Here is a 17,449-nt window from a genome sequence, read left to right on the forward strand (position 1 = left end):
AAGAACAGCAAATAAACTTAGAGCCTCAAAGTTATTTAAGTAATACTTCTGTTCAAGGTCATTTAATTCAGGATAGAGGTTTAATAAATCAAGGTAAGGCTTAATTCCTTAGCTTTTTGATTTCATCTAGTAAAAGGTTGGTAATTTGATCTTATAACATCAATGGGCACACCAGCCTTTATTTTGTATGCATTCAAGCAATGTGTGACTATTACGCAACCTAAAAAAATAATCATACACTGTCTTCCATAGAGGAAAATCTTTTGCTCTAATGGCAAATACCTTTCATTATGTATTGTATAACATTAATAATTGTTCTTATTTTGTGCTTTCTTGGCCACACCTTGTGCAACTCTTGGCTCAAGAAATTTCCATTCTTTGTCACTTACATCACCTGGATATATTTTTTACTGATCCTATCATATTATTTTCTTGATTTCCTTTCAAGATATGTTCTAAAAAGTAGAATCCGTTCAGCAGGGTGACAAAATCAGATAGAAAAGACAGCCATAGAAATAAATGGTGTCATCCCAATATGATGCTTTCTCTGTCATCCCAGTACTTGACACTGGAATGACACCATTTTTGCTTCGATATTTACACATTAGCCATTCATCTGAACGGATACAAAAGTAGAATTTACAATTCTATCTAAAAGGATACCGAAAAAGAGCAGGAGTCCTATCTGGGAATTATTTTTAAATATGGACATGCATTGATTAGAATCGTCTGGATTGAAATTTTTGTATTGATGATGAAATATGAATCCTATGGCAAGTAAAGCAATATAAAAGATGTTATTTAATGATGATAGTATACCAGCGTACAACCATGCCATTAAGGATATTAAGTAAAATCTTTTCAACCAAGATTTTGTTGTATTGCCAAAATATAATGCAGTGGATTTCATTCCTAATTTCTCATCATCTTTTTTATCTTGATGAGCGTATATAGTATCATAACTAAGCGTCCAAAAGACGCATCCTATATAAAATAGCAAGGATTCTATGCTAATCTGGTTTGTTATTGCTGCTGAACCCATGAGTGACCCCATGTTGAAAGTAAACCCTAAAAACAATTGTGGCCACCAAAAGTAACGCTTTAGCAAGGGGTAGATAACTATCATGCACATTGAAATTATTCCAAGTATAAGAGTAGTTTTATTGGTTAATAATAAGATTACCAGGGCAATAGACAGTAACAGTGAAAGTAAATCCAAAGCTTGCTTTATGTTTAATGCACCACTTGCAAGTGGTCTGTATTTTGTTCGTTCAACATGTGCATCTATTTCTCTATCGAAGATATCATTGATTATGCACCCTGCGGGTCTCATTAAAAATGCACCTATAGTAAACAAAACAAGGAGAAAAAGAGCTTGATACGATAGGGAAGTTGAGGCTAAAAGAATGCCGCTTAAGCTAGAAAATAGCACAAGCCATAAACCTGTTAAACTGTGTATTCTCATTAATGAGAAATAATGGTTGAAATACATTAATTAAGTTTGATTATGTAATATTTTGCTTACATTGACAAAATTATCGAATGCTAAATCAGGCTTAAAAACTAACTCAGGTATAAATCGCAAATCAACATAACACAATATAGATTTACGTATTGACCATGCAGATTGGTTCATTTCATTAACAACAGTGCTGATATCATCATTATCATTTTGGATTTTTAATGAAGATAACACAATATATACATCTGCTTTCTTCAAATCTTTGCTTAGCTTTACATCAGATACTACTACTTTTTCATTAAGAACATTACCTTCCATTAAGACTTTTGATATTGCCCTATGTAATACCGACGCTACTTTTAGGTTTCTAATTTCCTTTTTCATATTCAACTACTATAACGTCCTTTCTTCTTGCACTAATTGATAAGCTTCCAAAATATCTCCAACTTTAATATCGATATTACCCTCTAGCGATATTCCGCATTCAAAGTTGACACCTACTTCTTTAATGTCATCTTTAAATCTACGTAGTGCTTTTAACTTTCCTTCATGCACCAATTTGCTGCCACGTACTACCTTAATTAAAGAATCTTTTTTTATAACTCCATCAGTGACATAACATCCGATTATATTACCGGCTTTGGATGCATTAAATATTTGCCTTACAGATGCAGAACCAAAACGAACCTCTCGTGTAACAGGCTTTAACATTTTAGTTAGATACATCCTCATGTCTTCAATAAGCTCATATATTATATTGTAAGTATGTATTTCTATACCTTTTTGTTTTGCTAATTCTCTTATTTTTGAATCCACTTTTACATTAAAAGCTAAAATTACTGCGCTTGATGCTTCTGCAAGCAGCACATCTGAATCTGTTACTCCTCCTCCTGCTTTGTGTAGAATATTTAATTTCACTTGGTCTTTACCAAGCTTATCAATTGAACTTGATATTGCTTCAATAGAACCAGTGACATCGCACTTTAAAACTACAGATAGTTCTTCTGTTTCACTATCATTACGACTGAATATATCTAAATTACTGTCGTCTAAATCTTCTTGCTTTTTCTTGATTAATTCTAACCTGTATTCAACAATTTCACGAGCCTGCCTTTCAGAGTTTACAACAACAAATTTATCTCCAGCATTTGGTACACCATTTAAACCAGTAACTTCAACTGGAGTAGAAGGTAGTGCCGCTTTTTCTCTTTGACCAAGGTGATTAATCATACTTCGTACTTTGCTGTATGTTGTACCAACTATCAATATGTCACCAATCTTTAATGTTCCTTCTTCAACTATTAATGTAGCTGATATTCCTTTAGCTTTATCTATTTTCGACTCTATCACCCATCCAAGTGCTCGACAATCCTCTATTCCTTCTAGCGTCATTAATTCAGCAATTAATAAAATTGCCTCTTCTAGTTTATCTAAGTTGATTTTCTTTTTTGCTGATACTGGCACAATTATAACATCACCACCAAGTTCTTCGGGGATGAGGTCATACTGAGGCAAACTATTAATTATTCTTTCTACATCGCCAGGTTGTGATTTATCAATTTTGTTAATGGCAACTATAATAGAGACATTTGCTGCTTTTGCCTGGTTTATTGCTTCAACTGTTTGTTTCATGATTCCATCATCAGCTGCAACTACTATCACAACTATATTAGTAATATTGGCACCACGTGCACGCATTGCAGTAAACGCCTCATGCCCTGGTGTATCAATAAAAGTAATTTTTTGCTTATTTTTTGCCGTTAATTGATAAGCACCTATATGTTGAGTGATGCCACCTGACTCTCTTTCTGCAACATTGGATTCACGAAATGCATCAAGCAATGATGTTTTACCATGATCCACATGTCCCATAAAAGTAACGATAGGTGGTTTTGGTCTTTTAGGTAAGTTTTCTCTATTGCTTATGAAGAGTAAATTCTTTTCTTTATCAGCATCACTTACTCGTTTAGCCGTATGATTAAATTTTTTTGCTATTTCGCATGCTATATCTGGATCTACTAGATCATCTACTCTATAGCTCTCCCCAACTTCTTCTTTGAGCATTTTTAGCACACTCTTTCTATCTTCTGCCATACGAATAGATAACTCCCTGATAGTTATTTTGTCTGATATAATAACTTCTCTTGATATATTTTTACCCTTAGTAAACTTTGATTGTTTACTTCTTATACCAAATTTTTGCTTAAATACAGGGAGGTGTTCATTTCTTTCATCTATTGCCTGTGTAATGACTAGCTTAGAATGCTTAGAGTATATATCTTTGCTAGCTTTAAAAGACTTTTTATCATTGTTCTCATATTCAATACTATCTTCTTTTTGTTCAACTGAGTGAGTATTACTTAAAACTTCCTTATTTATTTCTTTAGGTACAGAGTGTGATTCATTTTTATCTTCAGCTTCTTGATTACTTTCTTCTTTTTTTATTTTCTCTTCTTGTTCTCTCTGATTCCTTTCTTTCAGCAAAATAGCATTCTGTACAGCATTAATGCGGGAAATTTGTTCTTTTTCAGTTAAAGAGCCTAATTTATTCTCGTCAAATAAACTATATTCTTCTGCAGAATGAATTTTTCTTCTTTTTTTTACTATTGTAGTACCAGTACTTTGACTATCTAAAGAGCTTAAATTAATGTCTAATTTAAGCTTGCTTAAGCCTTGTAGGGTTAATTTTTTATTACTGATATCTTCATTATTCATATTGTTTTTATATTAATCCAAGCTTTTTACGTGCTTCTATGATTATTAAATCTGCTATATCTTTTAGATTGTCTTTATTATTAGTTGAGGAAGAGAATAGGCTACAAAACTCATAATTTGATAAATCTGCTATGTTCTCTAAAGTTTTAATATTATGTTTACTAAGAGCAATTTTATTATCTATTGATAAGGCTAAGTTGATTACATCGTCTTCCATACCTAAATTTTTTAGCTCTTCTATTTTTTTATCATTCTCTGCTTTTAGGTAATTATTTGCTCTATTATGAAGTTCATTTGCAATATCTTCATTGAAGCCCTCTATTGAAGCAAGTTCCTTAATTGAAGTGTTAGATATATCTTCTACACTTGAAAAACCTTCTGTTACCAATAATTGGCCCATAATCTCTTCTAAGTTTAAAGCTTCAGCAAATAAAACTGAACATTGACTAAATTCTTTATTTCTTCTTTCTGATTCTTGCTGAGTGCTTAATATCTCAATTTTCCATCCAACAATCTCTGAAGCTAATCTTACATTCTGACCCTTTTTTCCTATAGCTAAACTCAATTGATCTTCAGCAACTATTAACTCTATACAATTTTCATTTTCGTCAATAATGACCTTTGATACTTCTGCAGGAGTAATGGCTTTAATAACAAATTGACCCAAATCTGATGAGTAATGTATGACGTCGATTTTTTCACCGTTTAATTCGTGTATAATAGTTTTTATTCTATCTCCTTTAACTCCAACGCAAGCACCTACTGGATCGATATTCTTATCAGATGAAAAAACAGCAATTTTAGATCTTGAACCAGCGTCTCTAGCTATACCTTTAATTGTTATCAATCCGTCAGCAACTTCTGGTACTTCTTGATTCAACAATGCCTCTAAAAAGCCTTCATGAGTCCTAGAAAGAATGATTTGACGTCCATCGTCAGAGCGCTTAACAGCCTGTATGTAAGCTTTAACCTTATCGCCTTCACGAAATGACTCACCACCAATTAAGTTTCGTAAAGGAAGGTATGCTCCAATTCCGTTTATGTCTATAATAAGATCTGAATATTCTACTTGTTTAACGATGCCATACCTCATTTCTCCTACCTTATCTTTAAATTCCTCATATTGCTTTTTTAACTCTTCATTTTTGATTATTTCAGAAATCTTTTGCTGGGCAATTCTTGCTGAAACAAGATCAGTGTTAAGAGAAATCAACTCACTAATAGTATCTCCAACTTTTGCATCTTCTTTTATTAACTTAGCTTGTGTCAACTTAATTAAGTCACACTCATTTTCATTTGATTCATCATTAATGACTTTTAATTGTCTATATGAGGTAACTTTGCCTGTGTTTTTATCTATATTAACTACAATTTTACTTTTGCTACCATACTTTTGTTGAGCTACTGCTTCGATAGCACTTTTAAGTGCATTTATTATAATATTAAAATCCAAACCTTTTTGAAGTGAGAGCTCTCCCGCTTTTTTTATTACATCAAGGCTTCCAACTATGTTATTCTTGTTGCTTTTCTGCTTAACACTGCTTTTACGATTAGCAATCATATAAATAAATCCAATTTAATTAGTTATAATTATAGCTTCAACAGGTAAAGAACGCCATCTTAAATGTTAAATGATTGCTAATTTAAGTCAAGTTTTTTCATGTCTTTGTATGATAAGCAATGCCGGAGTAAAGAATAAAGTTAAGACCATTGCAGCCAATATTCCACTTGCTATGGTTGCTGAAATATCAACCCACCACTGGCTTGATGGAGCATAATATGTGATTTATAGCGTAAAAAAACTGATATTTAACCTAGTAATCATCGGTATTAAATCAAGAACTGTAGTTGCAACGGTAAGTAGTATTGTCCTGATGCGAGAAATTGAAGCGTTTATTATACATTGCTTAATGTTATTTTTGCGCACCTTAATTTGCTGATGAAAGGCATCAAGCAATAGTATATTATTATTCACTATAATTCCTGCTAAAGCAATTATCCCCACTCCACACATGACAACTACAAAAATTTTCTGAATAAGAAAGAAAATGAAAAATACACATGTTGTTGATAAAAACACTGCTGTCATTACGATAAATGTATAGTATATGTTGTTAAACTGTGCCACTAGCACCAATATCATCAATGTAATTGCTAATATAAAAGCCTTTAATAAAAATGCTCCTGATTTTTGTTGATCTTCCTTGTCACCTTTGAAATCAATCTTTACTCCTTTACTACAGTCTTGAATAATCGAATTTTGAATGAACTTAACTCTTTCATCAACAAGATAGCCATTATCAACGTCAGCAGAGATTGTTACTGTGCGTGATCCATCAATCCTACTTAGTTTATTTGCCTTTTTTTTCGGGAACGTATTTTATTATGCTTCTTATAGAATAAGGTCCATTTGCTGTATTAATAAAAAGGTTATCTATAGTTTTCATGTTGCGATTCTTTCTGGGAAAGCGTAGTACAATATCAATTTCTTCATCTGCGTTATTTGGTCTATATTTTCCAATTAATACTCCATTTGTAACCATTTTTATAAAATCACCGATGGTTGCAACACTTACTCCAGAGCTTGTAGCCTTACTCTTATCAATACTCATATTCCACTCTATTTCAGGTGCTGATCTACTATCTTGAATATTTATAAATCCAGATGAAGTTTGGTCCGTAATTTTTAGGGTTTTCTCTCCTACTGAATTCAAGTTGGATGCACTTCCGCTTAAGTTAATTTGTATTGGCTTGTCATCTGATGGTCCTGACTTTTGTTCCTGTACATCAATTATTACTCCTTTTATGTTTTGTACACTACTCCTTATATCATTTAGTATTTGCTTAGCTTTGCGCCTGCAGCGCCAATCTACAAATTCCAATTGAATTTTGGCAATAACGTTGTCTGAAAATTTTCCTGATCGAGCATAAAAAACATAAATTTCCTTTTCAACACCCAAAATACGTTCTTCTACTTTCTTAAGTATCAAATCTCGTTCTTTGGCTGATAAGCTTTCTTTTACTTTAACGCTGATTAAAATGTTATCTGAATCTACATTCGGAAAGAACTTTAATCCAGGACCAAAAGTAAAATATAATATACTAGACAAAAATAAACCAAATACAACAACACATACAAATTTTTTGGGGTGATCTAAGACTTTCTCTAACATACGTACATAAGTTCTTATTATAAGCCTAGTATTTTTTACCTCACCACTTTCTATAGCACTCATTCTTATTATTTTTTTTTGAAGTTATTGAAGGTTTACCAAATATTGCACCAAGTGTTGGTATAAAAACCAAAGCCATAATTAGCGATCCAGTTAAAGTTAGAATTATTGTAATTGGTATGTACTGCATAAATTTACCGACTGTATCGGGCCAGAGTAACAGAGGGAAAAACACTGCTAATTTAGTCAATGTTGATGATAAAACTGGATAGAACATATCATGAACTGAGGTGCAAAAGGCTTCTACTTTATCCATGCCACAAATCATCTTTCTATCAGCATATTCGCTGATTACAATTCCATCATCAATCAGCATGCCAACTGCCATAATTAGAATGAAGAGCACAACTATATTTAGAGTAATACCCATTAGGTAAAGAGCCATTATTCCTATGAGAAAGGAGCCAGGTATTGATAGTGCAACAAGAATAGCAGCCCTTGTTTCCATAAAGAGCATCATTATGGTTAGTATTAGTAATACGGCAAATATTATACCATTTTCCAAGTCGTCAAGCACATCACGTACATTTTTTGACTGGTCATTCAAATAAACTACTTTTAAATTTTCAGGTAATTGATCTTTTGCTTTGTCCATTAAGTATTTTACTTGATTTACTGTGTCTATTATATTTTTTCCATTAGAACCTGTTCATAATCTTTTGAGGAGGAAAGAAGTAAAAGCAAGAACGACCATTTGCAGGCTAGTGTTGAGTTTCCGCTCGCAATTTTTCCAAAGTCGCCTACATTTTTGCAACCAAGCAAAAGATCTCTCAACAACCCACTTATTTTCTATGAAAAGTTGCATTATCCAAAATCACCCAGCAATAAAGCTTGAACTAGCTATTAAAAACGTCTGTATCGCAATAGCCTTCAAAAATCATAGGCGCCATAATTTTTCCCTTATTCAAAGCTGCAATCATATTTTTGAATACTCACTGCATTCAGAAAAAAATAGGTACATGCTAGTGTAATAGCACTGGATGTAATAATTGGAACAAGTAAAAAAGCCTCTATTAGTTTTCTTATAGAGCTGGCTGGTTTAATGCTGTTATTATTCAATGATGCAAAATAATTTTCACTAAGGTTGGCCATCCATTTTTCGCCAGATAAGACCCTCTCACTATTTTTTTAGATAAGTTGACTTGTATTTGCTTTCCCATGTTTATAATTATGCTAATAATAAATATGATAAGATCAATATAAATTTTTTACTTCCGTGTTTTTTCTATTGTTGTTTATAATAACTATAGTTACATCACATATTTCTTTCAACTAAATGGATCAGTTATTTATTGCAAATCACTGACTTTTTTAATGGATTCTTTTTCTAAATAATTTCCAAAAATGTGTTTACTTTTGTTTGTAATTGTGTAGTAACTGCAACGTAAAGTTATAGGAGGTAAAGATGGATTTTGAAAATCTGAAAAAGATATTAAGTGCAATTGATAAAGATGAAAGTGTAAATAAAGATAACGTAATTAATAAAATAAAAGAGGTATTGCGAAGGGAAGATACAATAGCGTATCAAGAGTGGGAAAATAAAAATTTTAGTATAAATCATACATTCATCCAAAGTGATCCTGATGACGAATTTACATTATTAATTGCAGCTGCAGCAGTTGGCTGTAAGGATTTAGTGAATGTTTTATTAGATAGGCATGCGGATGTTCATGTAGAAGGTGAAAATAGAGAGACTGCTTTGCATCATGCCGTTTATAGTCGATGTGTAGGTGTAGTAAATGCTCTACTAAAAAAAGGTGCTGATGTTAGTGTAAAAGACAGAAGTGGTATTACTCCTTTGCATTATGCTACTATATATAAATTCATAGATGTAGTAAATGTTCTACTAAAAACAGGTGCAGATATTAATGTAAAAGATAGAAATGGTAGTACTCCTTTGCATTATGCTGCTAAAAATGGCTGTTTAGAGATAGTAGATGCTCTACTAGACAGAGGTGCAGATGTTTATGAAAAAGATAGTTTGCAGAAAACTCCTTTGTATTATACCATTATAAATCACCAAGAAGATAAGGTAGAGAGTATAAAAGGGTTTTTAAAAAATAAAGTAGTTCAAGGTAGTGTAGTTGTTGGTGGCTTAGTTGCCATGTTAGGGAATTTTGTAACATCGACGCTTTTTATAACCGAGACAATGGAAATTACATTAACATCTGTTGCGGTAGCAATAGCTGTATCTGCATCAACAGCATTAACATCTGGTTATGCTAAATATCTAATGTCAAAATTCGATAACGAAATAAAAGAGCGACAAAACGTAATGGAAGGGAGGCAAAGCTTAACAGAAGGGTGGTAAAGTGTAGATCTACAAAGCATACGTATACATAATGCTCTTTCGTAACTTTTTACTTCCGCACTTCTTTAGTGTTGCTTATAATAACTATAGATTTAGATCTTAATTAGAAGCTTTAATTACTTGCTTTAAGTTATTGAATTTCTTATCATAGCATCTATCATTCCAGTACCCTGGAATGATAGAAAAAGAACACTGAATTAAAAATACAACATACCATCTTATATCTTAATACTGCATAATACCTCGATTATAGATTGATTAAGGACACCTTGAGTTATCTCTTTAGTTAGTCTTGCTTTACTATGAAAAGATTGTACTCTTTAAATGTATTATTTATAAATTCACTGTTTATAAGCTAAAATATGTCTAGTAGAGCTAATATACCTTTTTTTATAGCTGGTGCTATTGCTTCTCTTACATTAATTACATCTGGAGTTTTTGCTGTAGCTCCTTACGTTGCATTTTTATCTTCAGTTGCAGCTTTAAATATAGCTCCCCCTGTTATTTTTATTTTACTTGCGCTTTCTGCAATAGTAATTGTGTTTTCATATAAAATGATTAAACAAAGTAAAAAATCTCAAGAAAACTTGAAAGCTGAAGTCAAAGAGCTAAATAAAGAGTCAAGTAAAGAAGAAAATAAGCTAACTCCAATTAAAGAAGAATTAGAGAATGAAGAGGCTAAAGAAAATAAAAAAAAGCTTAGTGATCTAGAAAAAAAAGTCGAGAGAATTTCAGATAATTTTGTAACAAAAGATAAAGTGGAGGGGTTAGAAAAAGTGGTTGATGACCTTTCTGCACAGTTAATTAATAGTACTGCAATAGATGAAGTAGAAGAAAAGTTGAATATGGAATTTTATGCAAAAGGTGAAGAAAGAGGGTGGAATACAACATTTAGTGATATTATATTACCAAATGACATAAAAGAAAAATTGAAAGGGATTTGTAAGTTACAAGGCAGAGGATATCTCTTGTACGGTCCACCAGGAACTGGTAAGACTAGTATTAGTAAGGCAATTGCAAATCAAACTAAATCTCTGTTTGCGTTTATGTCTGTTTCTGCATCTTGCTTGTCTAATCAATCAAATATAGATCAGGTTTTTGAGAAAGCAGAGGCAAATAGTCCGTGTATAATTTTTATAGATGAGATTGACGGCATTGGCAAAAAGCGCACTTCCAGTGAAAATGCAGGACCTTTAACTCATTTACTCACTAAATTGGATCGAGAGTTTTTATCCTCAAAAAATATAACGGTAGTTGCTGCAACTAATCATAAGAATCATTTAGATCCTGCGCTTATTAGGGGTGGTCGTTTGGAGTGTATTGAGGTTACTGGGCTGGATAAAGACGATACACATCAAAAAATATTACAAGAACGGCTCGAAAAATTAAAAGATAGCGATATGAAAATTATTGTACAGGCTAGTAAGGGATTCGCAATGGCAAATCTGATTTTGCTTAATCGATAAAATAAACGAAACTACAGAAAAGGAAGGCGAAATAAAATATCTTCGCACTTTCTGTAAAAATTTCAAAAAGGAGCATAACATAAAAGATGAGCTAGATAAGAAGCATAGTAACGGAAAAACTAAAAACAAGGATATAAGGCTATCATCTGGAAGCTTATCTAGAAGTTCATCAGTAAGCTCTTCATTGAGTGATGTATCTTCTCGAAGAAGTAAGTGGCAAATCGAGGAATAAAGAGAATTACTACACAGTCTGGGATGACGCCATGCAAGTGACACAATTCGAATCATGTCATTCCAGTGCTTGACAATAGTTTTTATCCAGAAGGATCATTGAACTTCTAAAAGGGTGTCACTCCAGTGCTTGAAACTGGAATCCAGGAATTTTTTGAGCATGCAAGTTATGCCAAGTTTTTTGTTGGTAAGAAAGGCTGGATCCCAGTGTCACAAGCACTGGGATGACAGGAAGAGGGCTACTCGGGTGACATCCTTTTTTTCCTGGATACCAGTCGCATGACACTACTATATAGTAGGTCCCAATTTTATCCCAGTCTGGGATCTTTTTTCAAAAATTCAAAACAATCTATTGAAAAGGAGAATATTATGTCTACAATAATTTTATCATCAATTTTAAGTAAAGCAGGCAGTATTTTTTGGCCAATTGGCCAGATTGTTGGCTCAGAAATCGGTGCTCTGCTTGGTGCACAGCTTGATAATGCAATATTTGGTCTTGATGCCGACAAAAAGATAACGCATGGGACGAGGCTGAAAAATCTGCAAGTTCAAACCTCAACTTATGGCAAAGCAATTCCAATTATCTATGGCACTGCTCGCGTTGCTGGAAACATTATTTGGTCACAGCCAATAAAAGAGGAGGCGATAACCACTCAAAATAAAACAGGAAGAGGTATAAATATTACATATAACTACTATGCAACACTCGCAATTGCAATTTGCAAGGGGAAAGTAGAAAAATTAAATAGAATCTGGGCGGGTACAAAATCGCTTAGCTTTGACCAAATAGATTATACTTTTTACCACGGCAGAGAAGACCAAAACCCTGATCCGTTTATGTTATCAATTGAAGGTGAGAAGAATGTACCAGCTTATAGAGGAATATCTTACATAGTCATCAAAAATTTTCCTTTGGCAGACTATAGTAGTCGTGTTCCGGTATTTACATTTGAAGTGCAAACTGCACTGAAGCTCAGTGGATTCTCAGTAGCAGAAAACATTAAAAATATCAATATCATAACAGGTTCAGGGGAGTTTGTGTATGATACGAAAATACAGAAGAAAATTGCACGAGAAAAAATAAGCAGTAGTCAATATATTCCCTATGGACCGGCACAAAGAGTAAATCACAATAATCACACAAAAAAGAGCGATGCTATGCTTTCTTTGGACCAATTGAAGGAAAGTTTACCAAATGTTGAATAGGCATCGGTAGTGGTTAATTGGTTTGCAAGCAGTTTGAATATCAAAGATTGTAAAATATATCCTGCAGTTGAATTTCAAGACGATTCTGCTATAGTGCCTGATGATTGGCAAGTGGGAAATATAACCAGGGATAATGCCCAGCTCATTTCAAAAGATAATCATGGCAATCCAAGATATGGTGGTACAGTTAGCGATGCAGCACTAATAAGATATATAGAAGAGCTGCATAGCAGAGGTTATAGGGTGATGCTCTATCCAATGCTCTTGCTTGACACAGAGAACAAAGAGTGGCGAGGAAAATTGAGCGGTACTCCTCAGGATATAAGTGATTTTTTTTGAGAATCAGTATAGCAAATTCATAAGGCATTACACGAGCATTGCCAAACAAACTAAAGTGGAAGGGTTTATTATTGGTTCTGAGTTTGCTCAGCTTACCAGAGTAAAAGATGTAGAGGGTAACTATCCTGCAGTAGCAGAGCTAGTTAAAGTTGCAAAGCAAGTAAAGCTTCAGCTTGGAAAAGAAGTAAACGTAACTTACGCTGCCGATTGGAGTGAGTATCATTCATATGATGGTTGGTATAATATGGATGAACTTTGGTCTTCACAGTTCATCGATGTTATTGGCATAGATGCTTATTTTCCACTTATCGATGGCGAAGAACCTCCTTTTGGCTATTCTGCGAAAGATGTAACGGGTGGTTGGAGCAGTGGGGTAGGGTATGATTATTTTTACGATTACTCAAAAAGTGATCCTGAGAAAATAAATTATAATGACAGCGAATATGCATGGAAAAATATTGAGAAATGGTGGAGTGAAGTTCATGTAAATCCAGGTGATAGTAAAACAAAATGGCAACCAAAAATGAAGAAAATATGGTTTACCGAATATGGATTTCCCAGTATGAACGGCTGCACTAATGAGCCCAATGTGTTTGTTGATAAAGGTAGTATAGAGAGTAAATATCCACGATACTCAAACGGAGAGGTGAGCTTTCTTTCGCAGAAAACTGCAATCGAAGGAACATTAAAAAAGTGGCAAAGCTCAGAAATGGTGGAGAAAATGTTCCTCTGGGCGTGAGATGCAAGGCCATTTCCTTATTTCCCCAATTTATGTGACATGTGGGCTGACTGCCATAACTGGCAGACCGGGCACTGGATTTAGGGAAAAATTTCACAACTTAATATTTCCGATGTTTTATCTGATCTGTTGCAAAAGGTAGGTCTCAAAGGCGATCAGTTTGATACAAGAGATGTTAAAGGATTACTATCTAGGTATGTAATAAATGATCAGCAACCCGTACGCTCAATTATTAAAATGCTGCGAAGGTGCTATTTTTTTGATGTGGTTGAACAGAACTCAAAACTGAAATTTATTCAAAAGGGCAAGGGAGTGACAACTGGTATACCAGTTGACGAAACTGTTTTCAATCACAATCCCAAGCTGATACAGCTTAGTCAATTAGATTTAAACAATAGGATTAATATCGTTTATTTTAACCGCAATTTTGGCTATCCAATTGATGTGAAATATGCTGAGCTGCCAAAGCAGGGCAATGCTGCAACAGTTCCAATACCGCTCATTATGGAGGAAGGGGAGGCGCAAAATATAGCTGAAGTTTTACTTTATTCTTCATGGCAAGAGAGAAATGTATACAACTTTAAGCTCCCGATAAAATATGCATGGCTTTTACCAAGTGATGTCATAGCAATTTCAGATGGCGATAAAAGACATACGATGAGAATTATAAAAACAAAGTTTGAAAGCATGTCCATTCAAGTAATGGGAGTTGGTTATGATCCCTCTATATACAAGCTCTCCTTTCCTTCAACAAGATCACTTATGCTTAAAGAATACCCTCCTTCTCGCGTCAGTAAATCTATCGTGGAAATGATAGATTTACCTTATATTAAAGGTAATATCGTAAGTTTTACTTTAATTAGTGAAGAGGAAGGTTGGAAAGGAGCAACGCTTTTTATTTCGTATGATGATAAAAATTATAAGCCCATCGCGAGCGCAAATATACAATCTACTTACGGATATGTAATCGAATTTACCGATGAGGGAATTACAGTAGTACTGTGTTTTGGTAAGATAGACGTCATGAGTCCAACTGTGTTAGCGCTGGTAATAAAATTCGAAAGAGCAAAGCTCATAGGTAAGAATAAATATCAGCTTATCGACCTAATTAGAGGCCAAGAGGGTACTAAGAAATATGAACACACCTCAGGTGAAAAATTTATTCTACTTGATGATTCAATAATTTTTTTTGAAGTGCAAAAAGGGAGAAAGTTTTATCTTAAGGCAGTCACTTACGGTGATTCATTAGATAATACGGAAACAAAAATTGTAAACTGAGAGAGCGTAAGTGAAATCTTAATGTCTACTTGCATTTTATTAAAAAATCCACTATATTATAAACATAGCAATATAGTAAGATAAAATAATGATCGGTAATGTAAAAAAATTATCAAATGAAGCGCCAATAATACTAACATGGGTGCCAAGAGTACATGGTGCATCTTTACCAGATGGTAAAAACAGTGACCTTAATTATTTAGATATAATAAAAAATCATAAATTAATAAATAAAGAAGAGAGGGATATATATTTGATTATCAACGGTCCTAGATTCAAAGAAAATCAAATAGATGATTTAAAATGTAAACTGAAAGAATTTGAAGGAGTACATGTTGTAGATTTACACCAATACGACTGGAGCGAAATAGATACAGGATGGAAGATAGATGGTGAAGACATTAGCATAAAGGATTTGTTTAAGAATATGTATAATATGTCAGAGGAGCAAAGGATGTATTTTGCTGTTGAAATAGATACTTTTAGATTGATTGCTCTTGCTCTTTCAGAAAAAATGACAGGAGAGAAAGGTGCAATATATATAGACTTTGATTCTTTAAAAGCCATTGACTCTCATATAGGGAAGGATATAACAATTCCTGAGGGAATATTGTTGGGACCGATTGTTGTAGGTATTAACGATGGTGGAAAAATCGTTTATACACAATTAAATAATGACTTAATTGCAATAAGTGATTTAGGTATAGCAGTTGATATCTTATCTAAATATAAAAGTGAAGTACTAAGTCAAAAAGAAATGTGCGGTAAATTAGTAGAGTATTTACCTTCAACTATAAGTGAACTAGGTGATTGCATCCATCATATGCTTGAAAAAGAGAAGGAGATGACGGGGGAGAAGAGAAAGATAGAATAAAAGAGATTACCAAAGGAATTGTGAGTCAGAAAAAGTATGCAGAAAGGTGTGTAAGAGATTTAAGCAATAGTAGAATAGCGAAGTTGTATGAACAAGCTTTTTTTCCCTTCCTTACCAGATTTGGAGCAAATTTAGGTCAACTAAATGTTGTGAGGATAGTGAATGATAAATTACTTAGTCAAGAAGAAAGCAAATGGAAGTCATTTGCTTTTGGAGAGAACAATGGTAACCATTCTATTGGTCTAGCAAATAGTGATGTATCCTGGATGAAAGGAAAAGATCTATACCGTGAACGAGTAGATAATAAGCTGGAAGGAGCAGAAGTAGACAGGGTAGCAATGGAAAAGCTATCGCTTACATAACAGTTATTAAAGGACTTTTCTATATTAAAAATAGAAAGTCCTTTAAAGCAAAGGTTCTAAATAATTGACAGTCAATAAAATATAATACTAGTATTAATCTATGTGATAGAGGGAATAATATGTCAAAAAAAATAGTTAATGCACTGAAAGATAAGGAGAGGGAGAGGAGATATGCTGATTTGAAGTCTACAGAAAGTTCTGATTATAGAACATATAAGGATTTGGATATGGACTTCAATAGTGAATATGAATTTGTTTGTGACCTTGTGATTAATGGGAAGGCAATAACTAATGATTTCATTAAAATTTATATTTAAAACATGAAAATCTCATTACAAAGGACAAAAAAGGGAGTTATCGTCTGTTTCTTAAGCAAATCTTCACGGAACACGTCGGTGCAGAAGTTCCGAGTAACTCTATCATGGAAGAATTGATAACTAACTATTATCAAGAAGGGTATAATCATTTTCTGTTTCTTCATATATTAAAGGCTCTTTCTCCAGTTGGCTTGCTTGTGTTAGATTCTAACATAATAATAACTTATAGTATGGATTGCCGTGACTCCAATTGTCTAAAACTCAATTTTAGCATGGATTGTATAAAGGTGTGCAGCATTAATCCTGTTAATGATATTAAAACACCAAATTTTCACAGTTCAATAAAATTTAAGTTAAAATCTAAGGGAAGAAGTATAACATATGAAGATGGTAAAGTGCTTATTAATATTCCGAAAGAGCTGAAAAATCATAAAGCAAGTGGTAGAAGTTTATGTGACATTACTATTGAGTATTTTCAAGAATTTTTTGGAAATTTGGGATTTAAATTTGAGACAAAAGTGGAACATAGTCTAGGGGAGCCACTGAAGGTATTAAATGATGTAAGTGTGCTTTGCTCTCAGTTAGAATGTATCCGTTCAGCAGAGTGGTAAAATAAATTAGACGAAACTAATAAGTGGGTATCATGAAAGTAGCTATCATCCAGTCTTTTCATGCAAAAAACAATGATGTCATTCCAGCGCGTGACCAGTTCTGATTGCCTGTTCTGGATCCCAGTATCAAGTACTGGGATGACAAGAGTAAAGAGAACACTGAGATGACAAAGCACTGGTATGAAGGCTTAGCGATTTATGATGGTATCATTCCAGCGCGTGACCAGTTCTGATTGCCTGGTCAGTCCTCTTGATTTCAGTGTTAGGCTACTCGAATAACAGGTGTTACTGAAATAACACCGATG

Annotated in this window: 9 protein-coding genes and 4 pseudogenes; 5 read left to right on the plus strand and 8 right to left on the minus strand. The window is 33.5% G+C overall.

Annotation, left to right across the window (positions count from 1 at the left end):
* Positions 1-604: 604 nt before the first annotated feature.
* The 8 genes and pseudogenes from ubiA to JSQ73_RS06060 form a co-directional block, all read right to left on the minus strand.
* Positions 605-1,492 carry a 4-hydroxybenzoate octaprenyltransferase gene (ubiA, locus tag JSQ73_RS06035; RefSeq protein WP_214250221.1) on the minus strand — a complete coding sequence of 296 codons (888 nt, stop codon included), beginning with the start codon at positions 1,490-1,492 and terminating at the stop codon, positions 605-607.
* Between the two features lie 3 nt (positions 1,493-1,495).
* Positions 1,496-1,846 (minus strand): ribosome-binding factor A, encoded by a 351-nt coding sequence (locus JSQ73_RS06040; RefSeq protein ID WP_214250222.1) that lies wholly within the window; start codon positions 1,844-1,846, stop codon positions 1,496-1,498.
* A 9-nt stretch (positions 1,847-1,855) separates the two neighbouring features.
* A complete protein-coding gene (gene infB, locus JSQ73_RS06045) occupies positions 1,856-4,177 on the minus strand; it encodes a translation initiation factor IF-2 (RefSeq protein WP_214250223.1) in 2,322 nt (773 codons plus the stop codon).
* Positions 4,178-4,184: 7 nt separating this feature from the next.
* Positions 4,185-5,738, minus strand: coding sequence for a transcription termination factor NusA (nusA, locus tag JSQ73_RS06050; RefSeq protein ID WP_214250224.1), 1,554 nt, complete (start codon positions 5,736-5,738; stop codon positions 4,185-4,187).
* 225 nt (positions 5,739-5,963) lie between these two features.
* Positions 5,964-6,518 (minus strand): efflux RND transporter permease subunit, encoded by a 555-nt coding sequence (locus JSQ73_RS06655; RefSeq protein WP_369409689.1) that lies wholly within the window; start codon positions 6,516-6,518, stop codon positions 5,964-5,966.
* A gap of 10 nt (positions 6,519-6,528) precedes the next feature.
* Complete coding sequence (locus tag JSQ73_RS06660) at positions 6,529-7,413, minus strand: efflux RND transporter permease subunit (protein WP_255701033.1); 885 nt, start codon at positions 7,411-7,413, stop codon at positions 6,529-6,531.
* The gene (locus JSQ73_RS06665; protein ID WP_255701034.1) at positions 7,391-8,005 is read right to left on the minus strand and encodes an efflux RND transporter permease subunit; all 615 of its coding nucleotides are present in this window, start codon (positions 8,003-8,005) and stop codon (positions 7,391-7,393) included. Before JSQ73_RS06665 ends, JSQ73_RS06660 begins: the two co-directional genes overlap by 23 nt.
* A gap of 54 nt (positions 8,006-8,059) precedes the next feature.
* Positions 8,060-8,203, minus strand: a pseudogene (locus JSQ73_RS06060) (IS5/IS1182 family transposase); the annotation flags it as partial.
* Positions 8,204-8,815: 612 nt separating this feature from the next.
* Between JSQ73_RS06060 and JSQ73_RS06065 the strand changes: the two are divergent.
* From JSQ73_RS06065 to JSQ73_RS06105, 5 genes and pseudogenes are all read left to right on the plus strand, one after another.
* The gene (locus tag JSQ73_RS06065; protein WP_214250204.1) at positions 8,816-9,721 is read left to right on the plus strand and encodes an ankyrin repeat domain-containing protein; all 906 of its coding nucleotides are present in this window, start codon (positions 8,816-8,818) and stop codon (positions 9,719-9,721) included.
* A 362-nt stretch (positions 9,722-10,083) separates the two neighbouring features.
* Positions 10,084-11,187, plus strand: a complete 1,104-nt coding sequence (locus tag JSQ73_RS06070; protein ID WP_234301730.1) for an AAA family ATPase — start codon at positions 10,084-10,086, stop codon at positions 11,185-11,187.
* A 600-nt stretch (positions 11,188-11,787) separates the two neighbouring features.
* Positions 11,788-14,980: pseudogene (locus tag JSQ73_RS06860) on the plus strand (glycoside hydrolase/phage tail family protein).
* Between the two features lie 88 nt (positions 14,981-15,068).
* Positions 15,069-16,216 (plus strand): annotated as a pseudogene (locus JSQ73_RS06095) (hypothetical protein).
* 119 nt (positions 16,217-16,335) lie between these two features.
* Positions 16,336-17,144 (plus strand): annotated as a pseudogene (locus tag JSQ73_RS06105) (hypothetical protein).
* Positions 17,145-17,449: the final 305 nt, after the last annotated feature.

The sequence above is a fragment of the Wolbachia endosymbiont of Anopheles demeilloni genome (assembly GCF_018491735.2).
Classification (GTDB): Bacteria; Pseudomonadota; Alphaproteobacteria; order Rickettsiales; family Anaplasmataceae; genus Wolbachia.

What these genes read in the sequence shown, in the direction of transcription:
- JSQ73_RS06070 (WP_234301730.1), top strand. Translation starts at nt 10,084, where the DNA reads ATGTCTAGTAGAGCTAATATACCTTTTTTTATAGCTGGTGCTATTGCT.
- JSQ73_RS06660 (WP_255701033.1), bottom strand. Translation starts at nt 7,413, where the DNA reads ATGAGTGCTATAGAAAGTGGTGAGGTAAAAAATACTAGGCTTATAATA.
- ubiA (WP_214250221.1), bottom strand. Translation starts at nt 1,492, where the DNA reads ATGTATTTCAACCATTATTTCTCATTAATGAGAATACACAGTTTAACA.
- JSQ73_RS06040 (WP_214250222.1), bottom strand. Translation starts at nt 1,846, where the DNA reads ATGAAAAAGGAAATTAGAAACCTAAAAGTAGCGTCGGTATTACATAGG.
- JSQ73_RS06065 (WP_214250204.1), top strand. Translation starts at nt 8,816, where the DNA reads ATGGATTTTGAAAATCTGAAAAAGATATTAAGTGCAATTGATAAAGAT.
- nusA (WP_214250224.1), bottom strand. Translation starts at nt 5,738, where the DNA reads ATGATTGCTAATCGTAAAAGCAGTGTTAAGCAGAAAAGCAACAAGAAT.
- JSQ73_RS06665 (WP_255701034.1), bottom strand. Translation starts at nt 8,005, where the DNA reads ATGGACAAAGCAAAAGATCAATTACCTGAAAATTTAAAAGTAGTTTAT.
- infB (WP_214250223.1), bottom strand. Translation starts at nt 4,177, where the DNA reads ATGAATAATGAAGATATCAGTAATAAAAAATTAACCCTACAAGGCTTA.